Source organism: Brucella sp. MAB-22 (assembly GCF_025908475.1).
Taxonomy (GTDB): domain Bacteria; phylum Pseudomonadota; class Alphaproteobacteria; order Rhizobiales; family Rhizobiaceae; genus Brucella; species Brucella anthropi.
The window spans coordinates 2,573,751-2,590,957 of sequence record NZ_CP109782.1 but is presented as its reverse complement, the minus strand read 5'-3'; the positions used below and the strand labels follow the sequence as shown (position 1 = coordinate 2,590,957).

Genomic DNA, 17,207 nt, shown 5'->3' with positions numbered 1-17,207 from the left:
CAGGCGGTGCAGGCATGTCTCCTGAAAGTGGAAACCGGTTTCGGGATAAAGATATGCGCAGAAATAGACCACCGCCTGTTTTCATTCCATGCCGTAAATCGCCAGAAGCTGTTTCATGCGGCGGATGGCGAGGTCTGGCTGGTCGAGAACATTGGCCTGATCGGCAAGACGGAATATGTCGGCGTAATGCGAAATGCCACGCGCCGACTGCATTCCGGCGGGCATGGTGAAATGGCTTTGGTGTCCATTGAGCCAGGCGAGAAACACAACGCCTGCTTTGTAATATTGCGTCGGTGCTTCAAAGATTTTCCGTGATAGCGGCACGGTCGGCTCGATGATGGCGCGGAAGCGGGCATTGTCGCCTGCGGCGAGTGCTGAAAGCGCGCTGGACGCCTGTGGTGCGACCGCATCAAAGATACCGAGCAGCGCATGGCTGTGCTTGTTTCCGTCGCCTTCGATCAGCGGCGCATAGTTGAAATCATCGCCTGTGAAACAGAGCACGCCTTCCGGCAGGCGGTCGCGTAACGCGATTTCGTAGCGCTCCTCCAGCAGCGAGATTTTGATGCCTTCCACCTTGTCGCGATGGGCTCCAATGATGTCGATTACCGTATCAAGCGCATCGTCGAAATATTCCGAACCCCAATAGCCTTTAAGCTGCGGGTCGAACATATCGCCCAGCCAGTGCAGCACGACCTTGTCGCGGGCTTGACCGAGAATTCGGCCATAGACCTTGGCGTAATCGTCGGGGGACCTGGCGATGCGCGCCAGGGCACGGCTTGCCATCAGGATGAAACGCCCGCCGTGTTTCTCGATGAAGCCGGCCTGTGTTTCATAGGCCTTGATGACGTCATCAAGGCTTTCCGCATCGGCGGGATCAAGGTGGTCAGTGCCTGCACCGCTCGCGAGATCAGCACCCGCTACGGTCTTGCTGTCTGCCAGCGAACGGCGGATCAGTTCCTGCGCACCTGCCCAGTTCAGTCCCATGCCGCGCTGTGACGTATCCATCGCTTCCGCGATCTTGAAACCGAGGCTCCACAGATGATGCCGGAAAGCCATTGTCGTGTCCCAGTCGATTGCCGGGTCGTTCCATGGACGGGCATCTTTCAGCGGATCGGAAACCACATGCGCTGCTGCATAGGCAATGCGATTGAACTGCGGCGGGTTTGCTGGACGTGAGGTTGGTGTCCCGGTCAGCGTGTAGGAATGCAGGCTTCCCTTGCTATCCGGCAATGTCACTTGATGGTTGCTCATACCCTTATCGTTCCTCCGCCTGAATATCTGATTGTTAGTTTAGAACGTTCCAAATGACAATCCGGCCAAAAATTAAGGCAGAAATGTGATTTGCGTGATTTTAGGCAAAAAGTACACGCTTTCGCAGAAAATGCGTCCAGAAACCGGCTTTCAATTGTGGCGAAGCGAAGGAAAATAGCTGCTTCCGCCTCCGCTCTTGACAGTATTGGAACGTTCCAATTAAATCAGCAATCGAAATCGGAGCAGGGTATGAGCAAGAACAGCGTCACCGTTATCGATATTGCGCGCGAGGCAGGCGTGTCGAAATCGACTGTCTCGCTGGTGCTGCGTGGTAGTCCGCTTGTTCATGCCGAAACCCGGGCCAAGGTGCAGGAGGCAATCGAGAAACTCGGTTATGTTTATAACCGTTCGGCTGCCAATCTCCGCCAGGCGAAATCGAAAATCATCGGCCTTGTGGTCAATGATCTGACCAACAGCTTCTTTGCCGAGCTGGCCGTAGGTGTGGATCGTGTCATGCAGTCGGCAGGTTATGTGCAGTTTCTCGCCAACACGGCGGAAAGCATTGATCGTCAGCGCGAGGTGATTGCCTCGATGCGTGAACATGGCATTGCCGGGCTGATCGTTTCGCCAGCGCGTGGAACCGAGGCTAACGATCTGAAACCATTGGCAAAAAGCGGCCTGCCGGTTGTGCAGATGGTGCGTGATGTGCCCGGATCGGGTGTGTCATCCATCGTTTCGGACAATCGTGGTGGTGTTTCAAAGGCTGTCGAGCATTTGGTGTCTCTGGGGCACAGCGTTATCGCTTTCATGGGCGGCTATGCAGATACCGCTGTTTTTGCTGAACGAGTTGCGGGCTATCGTGCGGGGCTTGAGCAGGCGGATATCCTGTTTGATGATGCGCTGGTCTTTACCGCAGCACCTTCACGTGCGGGCGGTGTGGAAGCGCTGGAACAGATGCTGCGGCATGGCATGAAACCGACCGCTGCGGTGTGCTTCAACGATGCCGTGGCTTTTGGTGTCTGCGATGGTTTGCGCGCTGCAAATCTGGAGCCGGGCCGGGATTTTGGCGTGGTTGGTTTTGACGATGTGATCGAAGCCAAGACCGCTGTTCCGGCGCTGACGACGGTATCTGTCGATCCGCAAGGTTTGGGAGAACGTGCGGCGCAGCTCTTGCTGAAACAGATCAATTCGGAACGGGTGGAGGCGGAGGCGCAGCGCTTGTCGGTGCGTCTTGCGGTGCGTGCAAGTTGTGGTGCGCCGTTCAAAAATGAGGAGAAATTCGCATGGCAAAGTGGGGCCTTATAGGCGCAAGCACCATTGCAAAAGAATGGGTGATCGGAGCCATTCGCGCCACCGGTGGCGAAGTCGTTTCCGTTTACAGCACCAATGCTGCGCGTGGCGAAACCTATGCCCGCGAAAACGGCATTGCCCGTTCCGTGACAAGCCTTGAAGCGCTGTTGTCCGATCCGGAAATCGACGCAGTCTATATCTCCACCACCAATGAATTGCATCGCGATCAGGCGATTGCCGCCGCAAAAGCTCACAAACATATTCTCTGTGAAAAGCCGCTGGCTCTGACGATTGGCGACGCGCATCAGATGCTGAAAGCCGTGCGTGAAGCGGGCGTTGTGGCTGGCACCAACCATCATTTGCGCAATGCTGCAAGCCATCGCGCCATGCACGATGCCATTGCCAAGGGCAAGATCGGCAAGGTGCTGGGCGCGCGGGTTTTTCATGCGGTTTATCTGCCGCCGCATTTGCACGGCTGGCGCATTGAACGCCCTGACGCGGGCGGCGGTGTGATCCTCGATATTACCGTGCATGATGCCGATACATTGCGCTTTGTGCTGGGTGAAAACCCAGTCGAGGCCTTGGCTTTCAGCCAGCAAGGGGGCCTCAGCGGCGAAGGACTGGAAGATGGCGTGATGGGCGTTTTGCGCTTCTCCTCCGGCGTCATCGCTCAGTTCCACGATGCTTTCACCACCAAATATGCGGAAACCGGCTTCGAGGTACATGGCAGCGAAGGCTCGCTTATTGCACGCAATGTCATGACGCAAAAGCCGGTCGGGACCGTCATTCTGCGTGACAAGGATGGCGAACACGAATTGCCGCTCGATCAGAAAAATCTCTACGAAACTGCCTTGCAGGCTTTCCATAATGCCATCGCTGGCAAGGGCCAGCCATCGGCAACATTGGAGGACGGCATCTGGTCGCTGGCGACCGGGCTTGCTGTGCTTGAGGCCGCAAAGACCGGCAAGGCTACCGCCGTTCATTCAGGACTTTGAGAATTATGAGCAAACATATTTCCTTTGCGGAAGCAGCTGCCCTTATTCCCGACAACGCTGTCGTTTCGGTCTCTTCATCGAGCGGTCTTGGCTGCCCGGATATGATGCTGAAAGCGATTGGTGAACGGTTTGATGAAACCGGTCATCCCCAAAATATCACCACACTGCACCCGATTGCTGCGGGCGATATGAGTGGCATCAAGGGTGTCGATTACATCGCCAAAAAAGGGCTTCTGAAAAAGATCATCGGCGGTTCCTATCCGTCAGGGCCGTCGAGTGCCGAGCCGCCGCTGATCTGGCAGATGATCACCAATAACGAGATTCCGGCCTATAATATCCCGTCGGGCATTCTGTTCGACATGCATCGCGAGGCGGCTGCCAAGCGTCCCGGCGTGCTGACCAAAGTGGGGCTTGATACCTTCGTTGATCCCAAGCGTCAGGGATCGGCAATGAACGATAAGGCGCGCGAAGAGCCCGTCGTCAAACAGGTCAGTTTTGAAGGTGAGGACTGGCTCTATTTCCCCAATATCGTGCCGCATGTCACGATCATCCGCGCCACCACTGCCGATGAACGCGGCAATCTCACCTATGAGCATGAGGGTGCTTATCTTGGTGGGCTGGATCAGGCGCTGGCTGCGTGCAACAATGGCGGTATCGTCATTGCGCAGGTCAAACGCATTGCCAAGGAAGACACGCTGAAACCGCATGATGTGCGCGTGCCGGGCGTGCTGGTGGATTATATCGTGGTTGATCCCGATCAGAAGCAGACCACACAGACGCTTTATGATCCGGCAATTTCCGGCGAGATTTTCCGTCCGCTTGATACATTCCGCTTGGCCGAGTTCAATATTCAGAAAGCGATTGCGCGGCGTGTCGCACAGGAGTTGCAAGCGGGAAGTGCGGTCAATCTTGGCTTCGGCATTTCCGCCAATGTGCCGCGCATTCTGCTGGAAGAGGGCCTGCATGGCGCGGTGACATGGGTGATCGAGCAGGGTGCTGTTGGCGGCGTGCCGCTTCTCGATTTTGCCTTTGGCTGTGCATCGAATGCTGATGCCTATATGCCGTCACCCTATCAGTTCACCTATTTTCAGGGCGCTGGCTTCGACGCCTCGCTCTTGTCCTTCCTTGAGATCGGACGCGACGGCTCAGTCAATGTGTCGAAGCTGTCATTCCGTCCGCATGTGACGGCGGGAGCAGGTGGGTTTGTCGATATTACTGCACGAGCCAAAAAGATTGTCTTCTCCGGCATGTTCAATGCAGGGGCGAAATTGTCGGTCGCTGACGGTAAGCTGGTGATCGAGAAGGAAGGCAAGCTCAAAAAGCTGGTGAATGAGGTTGAGCATGTCACCTTCTCCGGTCCGCGCGGTGTCGAACAGGGACAGGACATTACCTATGTCACCGAACGTGCGGTTCTGAAGCTCACGCCAGAAGGCATTGTGCTGACCGAGATTGCGCCGGGTGTGGATTTGCAGACGCATATTCTTGATCAGGCTGAGTTTCCGCTGATCGTTTCGGATCAGCTTAAAATCATGGATGAAGCCTTGTTCCGCGACGAGCCGATTGGCCTCACGCTGCCGCAAAAGCCTGCTCGAAAGCTGGAGGCTTAAATGGCCCAACGGATAGAAATCTCGATCGAGAACCACATCGCCGTCATGACGATCAAGCGGCCCGAAAAGCTCAATGCGTTTGATATCGAGCTTTTGCAGGAATTGTCTGCCGCCTGTGACCAGGTGGAAGCGGACAGCAGCGTGCGGGTAGCGATCCTGACCGGTGAGGGCAAAGCCTTTTCCGCCGGTGGTGACATCAAGGCATGGGGCGGCATGGAACCGCAGGAATTCGGCCATGCCTGGGTGCGCTATGGGCATCGTGTATTCGAACGTCTGGCGACTTTGCGTGTACCCTTGATCGCCGCGATGAACGGTCATGCTTTGGGCGGCGGGCTGGAACTGGCAGGCGCCGCCGATATTCGCATTGTCGAACGACAGGCAAAAATCGGCCTGCCGGAAACCTCGCTCGGCATGATCCCCGGCTGGTCGGGCACACAGCGTCTTGTGCGCCGTTTTGGTGCGCAGATCGTGCGCCGCATGGTGCTGGGTGGTGAAATGTTCACAGCGGACGAAGCGCTGTCGCATGGGCTGGTGGATGCTGTGGTGGAGACGGGTGCAGCCTTGCAGGCGGCGCAGGACTATGCGGCGCGGGTGGCCAAGCGCGGACCGGCTGCGCTGGAAATTTCCAAACTGATGCTGTCGGTCGCCAATGGCGAGGATAGTGGCACGGCAGTCGAGACGCTGGGGTCCATCCTTGTCGCCAAGACCGATGATCTGAAAGAAGGCGTGCGCTCGTTTACCGAAAAGCGCGAAGCAAATTTTGAAGGAAAATGGTGATGAGCGTAGTCGTAAAACCGCAGCCGTTGACCGGGCTGGAAGTCCGCGAATTCTCCATGCTGATCGATGGAAAATGGGTGGGCAGTGAAAGTGGCCAAACGATTGAACGTGTGGCGCCCGGCCATGGAGTGACGGTGAGCCGCTATCCGGCCGGCAACAAGGCCGATGTGGAACGCGCTGTTGCGGCTGCGCGCAAGGCTTTTGACGATGGGCGCTGGTCGTCTAAAACCGCATCGCAGCGTTCGCTGATTTTGCTGAAAGCCGCCGATCTGATTGAAGCGCGGGCGGAAGAGCTGGCCTATCTCGATGCGATTGAAGCCGGCAAACCAATTTCTCAGGTGCGTGGCGAGATAGCAGGGTCGGTCGATATCTGGCGCTATGCGGCAGCACTTGCTCGCGATCTGCATGGCGAGAGCTATAATACGCTGGGCGATGGTACTTTGGGCGTTGTGCTGCGGGAGGCAATTGGTGTCGTTTCCATCATCACGCCGTGGAATTTCCCGTTTCTGATCGTGGGCCAAAAGCTGCCATTTGCGCTGGCTGCGGGTTGTACGGCAGTCGTAAAGCCTTCGGAACTCACATCCGGATCGACATTGTTACTCGGCGAAATTCTGGCCGAAGCAGGCGTGCCGGACGGTGTTGTCAACATCATCACCGGAACGGGCGCTGATGTCGGCCAGCATATGAGTACGCATCCGGATGTTGATATGGTTTCGTTCACCGGTTCTACCGGTGTGGGCAAGCTGACCATGGCCAATGCTGCGCAAACGCTGAAAAAAGTATCGCTGGAGCTTGGCGGCAAGAACCCGCAAATCCTGTTCCCGGATGCGGATATGGATGCTTTCATCGATGCTGCCGTGTTTGGCGCATGGTTCAATGCGGGCGAGTGCTGCAATGCCGGTTCGCGGCTGATTGTGCACCGCTCGATTGTCGATGAGATTGTCGGGCGCGTGGCCGACTTGTCGAAAAAGGTGATCGTTGGTGATCCGCTGGATGTGAGTACGCAGGTTGGCGCGATCATCACGCCGCAGCATCTGACAAAGGTTAGCACCTATGTCGATCAGGCCAAAAAGGCGGGTGCTGCAATTGCCCACGGTGGTGATGTACTGGATCTCGGCCTTGGCCAATATATGGGACCCACCATCATTGCAGGTGTGAAGGCGGATATGGCCGTGGCGCGCGACGAAGTGTTCGGCCCGGTTCTGTCGGTACTTTCCTTCGATACGGTTGATGAGGCGATCTCCATTGCCAATGCGGTCGATTACGGTCTGTCGGCAGGCGTCTGGAGCCGCGATTTCGATACCTGCATGACCATCGGACGCAAGGTGCGGGCAGGTACTGTCTGGATGAACACCTTCATGGATGGCACACCGGAACTGCCTTTCGGCGGTTATCGTCAGTCGGGTCTGGGCCGCGAGCTGGGCCGTCATGCGGTGGAGGACTATACCGAAACCAAGACGCTCAACATGCATATCGGTGCGCGCACCGGCTGGTGGATGCCGCAAGCAAAGTAAGGGAGGCGGCTTTGGGAGGACAGCCGGATATCGTCATCATCGGATCGGGTATCGGCGGCGCGAGCATAGCCGCTGGTCTTGCCGCGTCAGGTGCCGACATTCTTATTCTTGAGGCAGGAGAGCGCTTGCCGGACAGGCCGGAAAACCGCGACCCGCGCGCCATTTTCCAGCGGGGATTCTTTCGCCCGAAAGAGTTCTGGTACGAGACGGATGGCACGCCGTTTAATCCCGGCAATTATTACAATGTCGGCGGTAATTCCAAGTTCTTTGGCGCGGTGCTGATCCGCTATCGCCGCGAGGATTTTGCCGAGATGGCGCATCTGGAAGGCGTATCTCCGGCATGGCCATTTGCCTATGACGAGCTTGAGCCGTGGTATAGCCGTGCCGAACAGCTGTTTCAGGTGCGGGGCGAACTGGGCGATGATCCGACCGAACCGGAACATTCAAAGTCCTATCCCTATCCGGCGATCCGTGACGAACGACCAATGGCCGATGTGCGTGCGCGGTTGAAGAAAGCGGGGCTTCACCCGGCTTCCCTGCCGCTTGGGGTTGATATTGATCGCTGGTTGGCCAAGGCAAAGACACCATGGGATGCATTTCCCAATAGCGATGACGGCAAGATGGATGCGGAATCCTGTCCGTTAGCACTTGCGCTCAAACATCCGAATGTCCGGCTGGAAGCCTCGGCGCGGGTAACGAAGCTGGAAACCGGACCGGATGGCAAAACCATCACAGCGGTTCATTATGTGAAGAGTGGCGAGACGCTGATTCTGCGCCCAAAGCTCGTTATTCTCTCAGCCGGTGCGGTGCAGTCGGCTGCGCTTCTGCTGCGCTCAGGCCTTGCCAATCGTTCCGATCAGGTGGGCCGCAATTTCATGAACCACAATTCCAGCGCGGTGATTGCTTTCGACCCGCGCTATCGCAACGATTCCATCCACCAGAAGACTTTTGGTTTCAATGATTACTATCTGTCGGACGGTGCAGGAGGCCCTCCGCTCGGCAATGTGCAACTGCTTGGCCGCGTGTCGGGCGAAATCCTGAAAGCCAATATGCCCCGCGTGCCGGAATGGCTGCTGACTCGCGTTGCGCGTCATACGATCGATTTTTACGCGATGAGCGAAGACCTGCCATCGCCTGAAAGCCGCGTGACAGTTGATGGCGACCGCATCATTCTGCATTGGGTGCGTTCCAACTGGAAGGCGCATCTGATGCTGGTCGATAAGCTCAAATCCGCGCTCAGGCAGGCAAGTTTCCCGGTGGTGCTGTCGCGGGCTTTCGACCGGCGCACGCCATCGCATCAATGCGGCACGGTGCGCATCGGTAACGACCCGGCGACCGCGCCGCTTGATCCTTATTGCCGCGCTTATGACCATCCAAATCTCTATGTGGTCGATGCGTCGTTCCTGCCGACATCGGCGGCGGTCAATCCGGCGCTGACCATCGCCGCGCAGGCTTTGCGCGTGGCCGACAGTCTTAACCGGGAGGTGCTGGCATGAACCGTCAAAGACCTGTTGCAGTGGTAACCGGCGGGCGGCGCGGGATCGGGCTTGGCATTGCCCGCACGCTCGCTGCCAAGGGGTTCGATCTGGCGATTACCGACCGTGAGCGTGATGAGGCCGTCATCGATGAATTGCGCGATCTTGGTGGAAGAGTGGCTTTCTTTGAAAGCGATCTGGCTGCCGTTGGAATGCATGAGGCAACCGTCTCCGCGGTGCTGAAGGAATTTGGCGGCATCGATTGTCTGGTCAATAATGCGGGCATGGGTTCGGTTGAGCGCGGGGATTTTCTGGGTCTGAAGCCGGAAAACTTCGACACGATTATCGATGTGAACCTGCGCGGCACGGTGTTTTTTACGCAGGCCGTAGTGAAGGCCATGCTGGCTGCAACCGAAGTGCGTTTCCCGCGCAGTATTGTGACGATCAGTTCGGTTTCGTCGGTGATGACTTCGCCGGAGCGGCTTGATTACTGCATCAGCAAAGCCGGGCTGACGGCCTTCGTGCAGGGGCTTGCGCTGCGTCTGGCCGAAGCGCGGATCGGCGTGTTCGAGGTACGTCCCGGCATCATCCGCACCGATATGACGGCGAAAGTCACCGAGCGTTATGACGGGCTGATCGAAGCCGGTCTGGTGCCGATGAAACGCTGGGGCGAGGCGGGCGATGTCGGCGCCATTGTGGCCGGACTTGCCGGTGGCGATTTCATTTTTGCGACGGGCTCGGCGATCAATGCCGATGGCGGCTTGTCGATTGCAAAGCTTTAGGAACGGCATGATGGATTACGATTATATCATCGTGGGTGGCGGGCCTGCCGGTTGCGTTTTAGCCAATCGTCTGAGCGAAGATGCTTCGATAAAAGTGCTGCTGCTGGAGGCCGGTGGAAGCGACTGGAATCCGCTGTTTCACATGCCTGCCGGCTTTGCCAAGATGACCAAGGGCGTGGCAAGTTGGGGCTGGGAAACCGTGCCGCAGAGGCATCTCAAAAACCGTGTGCTCCGTTATACGCAGGCGAAAGTCATCGGCGGTGGCTCCAGCATCAATGCGCAGATTTATACACGCGGCAATGCAGCCGATTATGATCTATGGGCTGGCGAGGATGGCTGCACCGGCTGGGACTATCGCCATGTCCTGCCTTATTTCAAACGCGCTGAAGACAATCAGCGCTTCAACGATGATTTTCATTCCTATGGCGGGCCGCTTGGCGTTTCCATGCCGTCCGCGCCGCTTCCAATCTGCGATGCCTATATCCGCGCGGGGCAGGAGCTAGGGCTTCCATATAATCCGGATTTCAATGGTCGTGAGCAGGCAGGTGTCGGCTTCTATCAGCTCACCCAGCGCAATCGCCGCCGTTCCTCCGCATCGCTTGCCTATCTCGCGCCGATCAAAGATCGCAAGAACCTGACGATCCGCATGAATGCGCCGGTACGCAGTATCGAGCTGGAAAAGACCCGCGTAACCGGGGTCACGCTGATGAGCGGTGAGGTCTTGCGCGCCAACCGCGAGGTGATTGTCTCGTCCGGCGCGATAGGCTCGCCGAAACTCCTGCTGCAATCGGGCATCGGCCCTGCCGATCATCTCAAAAAACTCGGCGTCAATGTGAAACATGATCTGCCGGGTGTGGGCGAAAACTTGCAGGATCATCTTGATCTCTTTGTCATTGCCGAATGCACAGGCGATCACACCTATGATGGCGTGGCAAAGCTGCACCGAACACTGGGCGCGGGGCTGCAATATATTCTGCTGCGCTCCGGTCCGGTGGCGTCGAGCCTCTTTGAAACCGGCGGTTTCTGGTATGCGGACCCGGATGCGCGTTCGCCCGATATTCAGTTTCATCTGGGGCTTGGTTCGGGCATCGAGGCAGGTGTGGAGAGGCTTAAAAATGCAGGCGTGACACTCAATTCCGCCTATCTGCATCCACGTTCGCGCGGAACCGTGCGGCTCGCTTCCAGTGACCCGGCTGCGGCACCGCTGATCGACCCCAATTACTGGAGCGATCCGCATGATCGTAAGATGTCGCTCGAAGGTCTGAAGATCGCGCGCGAAATCATGCAGCAGGATGCGTTGAAGCCCTATGTTATGGCCGAACGCCTGCCGGGCGCGAAGGTCGTCAGTGACGATGACCTGTTCGATTATGCCTGTGCCAATGCCAAGACTGATCATCATCCGGTCGGCACCTGCAAGATGGGAACCGGTGCAATGGCGGTTGTAGATCTCGATCTGAAAGTGCGGGGGCTCGAAGGCTTGCGGGTATGCGACAGCTCGATCATGCCGCGCGTTCCGTCCTGCAACACCAATGCGCCGACCATCATGATCGGCGAAAAGGGTGCGGATATTATTCGTGGCCTTGATCCGCTGCCGCCAGTTCTGTTTTCATGGGAGAAGAACGAGCACAAGCGGCGCGCGCGGATTTAGTCCCCGTCAACGACCGGTTCAAAACGCAGATAGCCCACGACATCCGAGCCTTTTCGCCTCGGATTGTCGGAGGGGTGGTTCACGCCGTCATTCACCTCGACGACCGCAAAATCGAATGGTGATACGCCCTCCAGACAAGCCGCATTCACGCCGAACTGGCGCGGATTGGAGCGGCGCTGGTGGAAGGTGTAAATTCCGCATTTCGAGCAGAAATAATGTTTCGCGACGCCGGTATTGAATTGGTAGAGCGTCAGCGCCTCTTTACCTTCAAGCACTTCCAGCCCATCAAGATCAGCCGAAACGGCGACGGCCCCGCGCATCCGGCAATAGGAGCAGGTGCAGCGCCGCGCTGTGTGCAGGCCATTGGATAGTTTGACGCGAAAGCGCACCGTTCCGCAGTGGCACGCGCCATTGGCTTCCTTGATGTCAGGGTTCATTTTCTCTCCTCGCATTTATACGGAAGCTATTTTGTTTTTTGCCGGTTTACCATCGTTGAAAACCTATTAAATTCGTGACCGGGAATACTTCCGGGAGGGATTTGGCATGGGTGAGTTTGCAGTCGTCACGGGCGGGAGTACCGGCATTGGAAGGCATCTCGTTTGTGCTTTTGCCGATGCGGGCTACACGGTGGCCTTCAGCTACAAGCACGATGATGAAGCGGCACGATCGCTCGTCGAAGCCATCGAAGAGGCGGGCGGTCAGGCGCTGGGGCTTGGCTGCGATGTTGGAAGACGTGTCGAGGTCGAAGCCTTCTTCGATGAGGTTTGCGACTGGTTCGGTGATGCGCCCGATGTGCTGGTCAACAATGCAGGCATCCAGACCTGGGCACCCTTGCTGGAACTTTCCGAGGATGGTTGGGACGATGTCATCCGCACCAATCTGAAAGGCTGCTTCCTCAATACGCAGGCTGCCGCGAAGCGCATGGTGGAGGCCGACAAGGGCGGCGCCATCGTCAATATCGGATCAGGCTGCAACAAGCTCGCCTTTCCGAAACTGGTTTCCTACACGGCATCGAAGGGCGGCATAGAGCAGTTCACCAAGGCTTCGGCGGTGGAGCTTGGGCCGCACGGCATCCGGGTGAATTGCGTGGCCCCCGGCGCGATCCTCAATGAACGCACGGCAGAAGAACAGCCCGACTATGCCGGCACCTGGGCACGCATCACGCCGCTGCGCAGGGTGGGAACAGCGGAGGACATTTCCGGTCCAGTGCTGTTTCTGGCATCCGATGCAGCACGATTTGTTTCGGGTCAGACGATCTGGGTCGATGGTGGCCTGTTTTCACAGGCCAACTGGCCTTATGAAGGGTAACGGATTGCCAGTATTCTGTAATTTTCGCACCAACTGGACGTTCCTCAATCATATCTACCATCTGCTTTATTGATGGGCAGAAATGCTAGCATTTTATCTCGAAAAATTACTTAATACTCAATTAATACTGCCAATGAATTGCGCTTTTCATATCCTTTGTGTTGGTTACGGTTTACTGGCCTTCATTGGAAGGTAAACAATATGGGAGTAATACAATGCACATTGACCTTAAAGATAAAGTATCAATAGAAGCTCTGACGAAGGGGCTTTCTATCACGCTAACGCGACCAGAGTGCACGGATAGCCACTCCACTCTAGGGTATAATGATAAAAATGGTTCGGGCAACAAGCCTGTATAAAAATTTATTTACAGGGGCGATTATTATCGCCCCTTTCGTTTTTAATGGGAGAGGATATGTTGATGAATGCCGTTCAATCTCAGGCCCCAATTTTTTCGATAAGTGTCGAGTATGCCCGCGATTTTGCCTGCAAAAATTTACGGATCGATGACGCTCCCCTCTCGCTAGCCCATACGCGAGACAAATTGGTAATGGGCAGGTTGACCGAACAAGCTTCCCTCTTGTTTGCCGATCTAATTCCCGAAATCCGGCATCAGCTTGATCATCCATTGGTCGGGATCGTTGCTATTGACGTACCGCAAGTGTCTGAAGATGCCACCGTTGATGCAATCGTAGGTTCCTTGATTGCAGTCTCACTTACACAAGCAATTATGCCGAGCTTACCCGATCGTGAGAACAAAACGCCGTTTTCAATTTTTACTGCGTCAAAAGATAATAGTAAGAAGCTAGATCGCGTAGGTATACGCGGCCTCTCTCCTACTGATGTTCTGGATTTTCATTCTGATGGGTCGATTGTCGATGGCAAACTGTCAGTTCCAGACCACATTTCCATTTTTAATGTGTTTATCAACTACCACGATAGAGGCAACTTTTATTGGGTTCCTGGAGTTGCCCCTTAAAAACCGGACAGGATCAGGTTTCGGTTTGACGGTTTAAGAACTCACGAGGCGAGCGATACCCCAATGCCTTATGCGGGTGAAGGGCATTATAGTGTTCGAACCATGAGGGCAGTTGCGCGATGACGGTTATGGCGTCCGGCAATGGGTTCACCGAGACGTAATCGCGCTTGAAGGTTTTGACGAAGGCTTCGGCCATTCCGTTGGACTGGGGGCTGCGAACGGGCGTCGAACACGGCTCCATGCCGATATCCATAAGCAGCGATCTGGTGTCCTTTGCAATGAAGCAGGAGCCGTTGTCCGTCAGCCATTCGATTGGCTTTGGAAGGGTGTTGATGAGACCGAAGCGGTTCTCGACAGCGGTGATGACAAGGTCCTGGACGTCCTCGCTCTTGATGCCCTCGGTTGTCGCGACATGGGCGATAGCCTCGCGATCACAGCAATCGAGAGCGAAGGCAACGCGCACCTTCTCCTTGTTGTCGCAGCCGATTTCGAAGCCGTCTGAACACCAACGCAGGTTCGATTGCTCAACAGACACACGACCATCGTGACGGCGCGTATCGATCGCACCGGTGTGGCGCTGAAGGAGCATGCCGTGGACCTTCATCACCCGGTAGACGCGCTTGGCATTCGGCCATGGACGGTCTTCGTTGCGGGCTTTACGGCGCAGGATCGCGTGAACCCGGCGATATCCGTAGGTCGGCATGTCGTCGATGATTGTCTTGATCTCATCCACCAGCTCCTGATCGGCGAGCGGCGGCCGCCCTCTGGCTCTGGAAGGACGCTGCCTCACACGTTCCGCTATGCTGGATCGGGCGACACCCAGGGTCTCGCACACCGCCATCATCGCGAACCGTCCTTCGGCAACGAGAGCGAGCGCAACAGGTGTTTTTTTGACCCTGATGCTATCTCAAGCGCTTCTTTCAGGATTTCGCCTTCCATAGTCTTTTTGCCGAGGAGGCGCTGTAGCTCTTTCACCTGGTTCTGAAGTGCCCTGTATTCGGATGCCGGCACGACCTCTTCCTGCGATGCGGTGGCCGTCAGCGCACCCTGCGCCGCAAGTTTGCGCCAGGCGAACAACTGGTTCGGCTGAATGCCATGCCGTCGCGCAACGATGCTGACCGTAACGTCAGGCTCGTAGGTCTCCTGGACTATCGCGAGCTTCTCCGCTGTCGACCAGCGACGGCGGCGCTCAGGGCCGGACAGCACTTCTATCTTAGGGATATGACTGATCATAATGGGCACATTACTCCTAACACTTAACAAGTGGGAGATCGTGTCCGGGGATTTAGGGGGCCACTACAGTTCCGACGAGCACAATTTCGAGTTTTTCTCATATCATCGAAAAGGTAGGATTGTCGCAGGAATACTGTTTCAGTCTCACTCCCGCTGTTTATGATAACGGCCAATCTGATGTTAAGGTTGTAGATAGGCGCGCAAGGGCGGCAATTTTTACCCGCGCTCTAGACGGTTCAATTACAACTTTTATGAATGGTACTTTTGAAGGTCGGGCTGGTACTAGCGTCGATCAAGCAGAAGACGTCACCGCTGAAATCAAGACAGCTATTTCGACCAATCCGATCCGTTATTCAATTCCGCAGGAAAGCCGGAGGCTTATCCTTCTCAATAATGCGAACGGGTTTCATGCTCGCGATATTTTTGAAAACCCTATGGAAGAATATCCCGTTACCCGAACATATCTGCGAAGCGCTTCCATTGCTGGTAAAGTTGTTGGTCAGATAGTTGAGGACTGATTTTGCTTCAAAGAGTTTTTAAGTATTTTGAACAGTTAGTTGATTTTCACCATCACGGTCTGCGGGCGCATCAGTCGCGTACTGCGCTCGCACTTTTCTTTGTTCTCATAAAACCGTTTCGGTGGCTGATTGTGGCATCTGCGCTGTCTGGTGCTGCCCTTACGGCGATTGACCTGCTTAGAATGTGGGCTGTGGCGTATATCGTTGATATGGTCGCGCATTCGCCCGAGCTCAATTTAACTTCTGCAACGATCACCTTTTTTGGCTCGTTGATTGTCGCTTATGCGGTAGCTGATCCTGCACTCTGGCTCGTCAATTACATGCTTCGAATGCAGGCGCTTCGATCACAGACAAAATCATCTGCCCTTTGGCAGTCGCACAAGGCTGCTTCTCAACATGGTATGGAATATTTCCATTCGCACCACGCCGGCCAGATTTCCGGGCGTATAGGGCAACTCTCGAATGCAGTGCAATCGGGTATAGAAATTCTAGCTGGTCGTTTCCCACTCGGCTTTGTGCGTTTCGCAGGTTCTGCCGTTCTTATTTCCTATCTTGCTCCTCTATTTGTCGTTCCAGTGTTGATTTGGATTTTACTAAATGGATTGTTAGCGATCTATCTTGTGCCAAAGTTCAATGCTCAAGCTGAAAAAATTTCCGAGACGTCCAGCATCGTAAACGGCGCTATTACAGAATATTTTTCAAATATTCGTGCGATAAAGACCTTATTTGCTTATGATACAGAGAACAGTTTTGTTCTTTCAAGAATTGATAAGCAACACAAAACAAACCTCGATATTAACCGTTTAACAACGATTGCCGGGCTGTTCATTCGTGTGCTGAACACAGGTCTGGTTTCCAGTATTCTCGCATTGGGCTTATACGGATTAGCACAGGGATTGATATCGCCTGGTGAGTTTGTTGCAGGAATTACCTTAGCCGGGGGCATGGCTGCGGATGCTGGTTGGTTTGTAGGGGTGTGGGAAGGACTAACTCAGACATTTGGCACTATCAGAGATGCGCGTTCGACTGTTACGGCAAAACCAATCGTTAAAGACGGCAGTGAGCGCCTACGGGTGTCCAATCCACCACACATTTCATTGCATAACGTCAGTTTCTCTTATGGAATAAAACAAACTTTGAGGAATATCTCGTTTGAGATAGAGGCTGGGCAGAAGGTTGGTATCGTTGGGCCCTCTGGAGCAGGTAAATCTACGCTTATCGATCTAGTGCTGAGACTATACGATGTTGATGCAGGACAGATTGCGCTTGATGGGCAGGATATTCGCTCTGTGAAGATTTCCGAGCTACGAGGCGTCTTTTCAGTCGTTGCGCAAAGCGACGCGCTGTTTCATCGGTCGATAAAAGAAAACATCGCGTTTGGCGCGGAAATCTCCAACAATGCAGCGATAATGCGTGCAGCCGAGTTAGCAGATGCATCTTCGTTTATTGAAGAGCTAGCCCCGGACGGGAAGGGCTTTGACGTAGTCGTTGGAGAGAGGGGAGCGAGACTTTCGGGTGGTCAACAACAACGCATTTTACTCGCACGCGCCTTCCTACAAAATCGGCCCGTTCTTATTCTTGACGAAGCCACCTCCGCTCTCGATACCAATAGTGAAAGCTTGATTAAGAATGCAATTGCGTCGCTTGACGCAGATACAACTGTTATCGCAGTTGCGCATCGCCTTTCTACCGTCAGAGACTTTGATAAAATCATCGTTCTAGACAATGGTGCTGTCGTGGCAATGGGGCCACACGAAGATCTTATTCAATCCTGTGAGCTTTATCGAGAGTTGTGGATTAAGCAGGCTGGCCTGACGACGATGTAGAATA

15 protein-coding genes are annotated in these 17,207 nt (G+C 55.2%); 12 read left to right on the top strand and 3 right to left on the bottom strand.

Annotated elements, in window-relative coordinates:
- Positions 1-81: 81 nt before the first annotated feature.
- On the bottom strand, positions 82-1,251 hold the full coding sequence (locus OHI65_RS22035) for a dihydrodipicolinate synthase family protein (RefSeq protein ID WP_125300406.1): 1,170 nt from the start codon (positions 1,249-1,251) through the stop codon (positions 82-84).
- A 249-nt stretch (positions 1,252-1,500) separates the two neighbouring features.
- On the opposite strand from OHI65_RS22035, the gene OHI65_RS22030 reads away from it, so the two are divergent.
- Genes OHI65_RS22030 through OHI65_RS21995 form a run of 8 tightly spaced genes read left to right on the top strand, consistent with a single transcriptional unit; the run spans position 1,501 to position 11,339 of the window.
- Positions 1,501-2,556, top strand: coding sequence for a LacI family DNA-binding transcriptional regulator (locus OHI65_RS22030; protein ID WP_125300405.1), 1,056 nt, complete (start codon positions 1,501-1,503; stop codon positions 2,554-2,556).
- Positions 2,535-3,536 carry a Gfo/Idh/MocA family protein gene (locus tag OHI65_RS22025; protein WP_125300404.1) on the top strand — a complete coding sequence of 334 codons (1,002 nt, stop codon included), beginning with the start codon at positions 2,535-2,537 and terminating at the stop codon, positions 3,534-3,536. The genes OHI65_RS22030 and OHI65_RS22025 overlap by 22 nt, the downstream gene beginning before the upstream one ends.
- A 5-nt stretch (positions 3,537-3,541) precedes the next feature.
- A complete protein-coding gene (locus OHI65_RS22020) occupies positions 3,542-5,143 on the top strand; it encodes an acyl CoA:acetate/3-ketoacid CoA transferase (RefSeq protein ID WP_125300403.1) in 1,602 nt (533 codons plus the stop codon).
- A complete protein-coding gene (locus OHI65_RS22015; protein ID WP_012091085.1) occupies positions 5,144-5,920 on the top strand; it encodes an enoyl-CoA hydratase/isomerase family protein in 777 nt (258 codons plus the stop codon).
- Positions 5,914-7,434 (top strand): aldehyde dehydrogenase family protein, encoded by a 1,521-nt coding sequence (locus OHI65_RS22010; RefSeq protein ID WP_125300402.1) that lies wholly within the window; start codon positions 5,914-5,916, stop codon positions 7,432-7,434. The genes OHI65_RS22015 and OHI65_RS22010 overlap by 7 nt, the downstream gene beginning before the upstream one ends.
- Before the next feature lie 11 nt (positions 7,435-7,445).
- The gene (locus OHI65_RS22005) at positions 7,446-8,930 is read left to right on the top strand and encodes a GMC oxidoreductase (RefSeq protein WP_125300401.1); all 1,485 of its coding nucleotides are present in this window, start codon (positions 7,446-7,448) and stop codon (positions 8,928-8,930) included.
- Positions 8,927-9,691 (top strand): 3-ketoacyl-ACP reductase, encoded by a 765-nt coding sequence (locus OHI65_RS22000; RefSeq protein WP_125300400.1) that lies wholly within the window; start codon positions 8,927-8,929, stop codon positions 9,689-9,691. The genes OHI65_RS22005 and OHI65_RS22000 overlap by 4 nt, the downstream gene beginning before the upstream one ends.
- Before the next feature lie 10 nt (positions 9,692-9,701).
- Positions 9,702-11,339 (top strand): GMC family oxidoreductase, encoded by a 1,638-nt coding sequence (locus OHI65_RS21995; RefSeq protein ID WP_125300579.1) that lies wholly within the window; start codon positions 9,702-9,704, stop codon positions 11,337-11,339.
- Here OHI65_RS21995 and OHI65_RS21990 read toward each other — a convergent pair.
- The gene (locus tag OHI65_RS21990) at positions 11,336-11,776 is read right to left on the bottom strand and encodes a GFA family protein (protein ID WP_125300399.1); all 441 of its coding nucleotides are present in this window, start codon (positions 11,774-11,776) and stop codon (positions 11,336-11,338) included. The genes OHI65_RS21995 and OHI65_RS21990 overlap by 4 nt on opposite strands.
- A 106-nt stretch (positions 11,777-11,882) precedes the next feature.
- On the opposite strand from OHI65_RS21990, the gene OHI65_RS21985 reads away from it, so the two are divergent.
- Complete coding sequence (locus OHI65_RS21985) at positions 11,883-12,647, top strand: SDR family NAD(P)-dependent oxidoreductase (RefSeq protein WP_125300398.1); 765 nt, start codon at positions 11,883-11,885, stop codon at positions 12,645-12,647.
- Positions 12,648-13,068: 421 nt separating this feature from the next.
- Positions 13,069-13,626, top strand: a complete 558-nt coding sequence (locus OHI65_RS21980; RefSeq protein WP_264358807.1) for a hypothetical protein — start codon at positions 13,069-13,071, stop codon at positions 13,624-13,626.
- 13 nt (positions 13,627-13,639) lie between these two features.
- Here OHI65_RS21980 and OHI65_RS21975 read toward each other — a convergent pair.
- Positions 13,640-14,859 (bottom strand): IS3 family transposase gene (locus OHI65_RS21975; RefSeq protein ID WP_264358634.1). Its coding sequence is split into 2 segments (ribosomal slippage): positions 13,640-14,520 and positions 14,520-14,859, totalling 1,221 coding nucleotides; the frame shifts between segments, so codons are not numbered across the junction.
- A gap of 119 nt (positions 14,860-14,978) precedes the next feature.
- Here OHI65_RS21975 and OHI65_RS21970 point away from each other — a divergent pair.
- Positions 14,979-15,377 carry a hypothetical protein gene (locus OHI65_RS21970; RefSeq protein ID WP_125301587.1) on the top strand — a complete coding sequence of 133 codons (399 nt, stop codon included), beginning with the start codon at positions 14,979-14,981 and terminating at the stop codon, positions 15,375-15,377.
- 2 nt (positions 15,378-15,379) lie between these two features.
- Positions 15,380-17,203: an ABC transporter ATP-binding protein gene (locus OHI65_RS21965; RefSeq protein WP_264358806.1), complete on the top strand. Its 1,824-nt coding sequence runs from the start codon at positions 15,380-15,382 to the stop codon at positions 17,201-17,203.
- Positions 17,204-17,207: the final 4 nt, after the last annotated feature.

Coding starts and splice junctions, on each gene's coding strand:
- OHI65_RS21985 (WP_125300398.1), top strand. CDS start 11,883: ATGGGTGAGTTTGCAGTCGTCACGGGCGGGAGTACCGGCATTGGAAGG.
- OHI65_RS22000 (WP_125300400.1), top strand. CDS start 8,927: ATGAACCGTCAAAGACCTGTTGCAGTGGTAACCGGCGGGCGGCGCGGG.
- OHI65_RS22010 (WP_125300402.1), top strand. CDS start 5,914: ATGGTGATGAGCGTAGTCGTAAAACCGCAGCCGTTGACCGGGCTGGAA.
- OHI65_RS22030 (WP_125300405.1), top strand. CDS start 1,501: ATGAGCAAGAACAGCGTCACCGTTATCGATATTGCGCGCGAGGCAGGC.
- OHI65_RS22035 (WP_125300406.1), bottom strand. CDS start 1,251: ATGAGCAACCATCAAGTGACATTGCCGGATAGCAAGGGAAGCCTGCAT.
- OHI65_RS21980 (WP_264358807.1), top strand. CDS start 13,069: ATGAATGCCGTTCAATCTCAGGCCCCAATTTTTTCGATAAGTGTCGAG.
- OHI65_RS22015 (WP_012091085.1), top strand. CDS start 5,144: ATGGCCCAACGGATAGAAATCTCGATCGAGAACCACATCGCCGTCATG.
- OHI65_RS21995 (WP_125300579.1), top strand. CDS start 9,702: ATGGATTACGATTATATCATCGTGGGTGGCGGGCCTGCCGGTTGCGTT.
- OHI65_RS22020 (WP_125300403.1), top strand. CDS start 3,542: ATGAGCAAACATATTTCCTTTGCGGAAGCAGCTGCCCTTATTCCCGAC.
- OHI65_RS21990 (WP_125300399.1), bottom strand. CDS start 11,776: ATGAACCCTGACATCAAGGAAGCCAATGGCGCGTGCCACTGCGGAACG.
- OHI65_RS22025 (WP_125300404.1), top strand. CDS start 2,535: ATGGCAAAGTGGGGCCTTATAGGCGCAAGCACCATTGCAAAAGAATGG.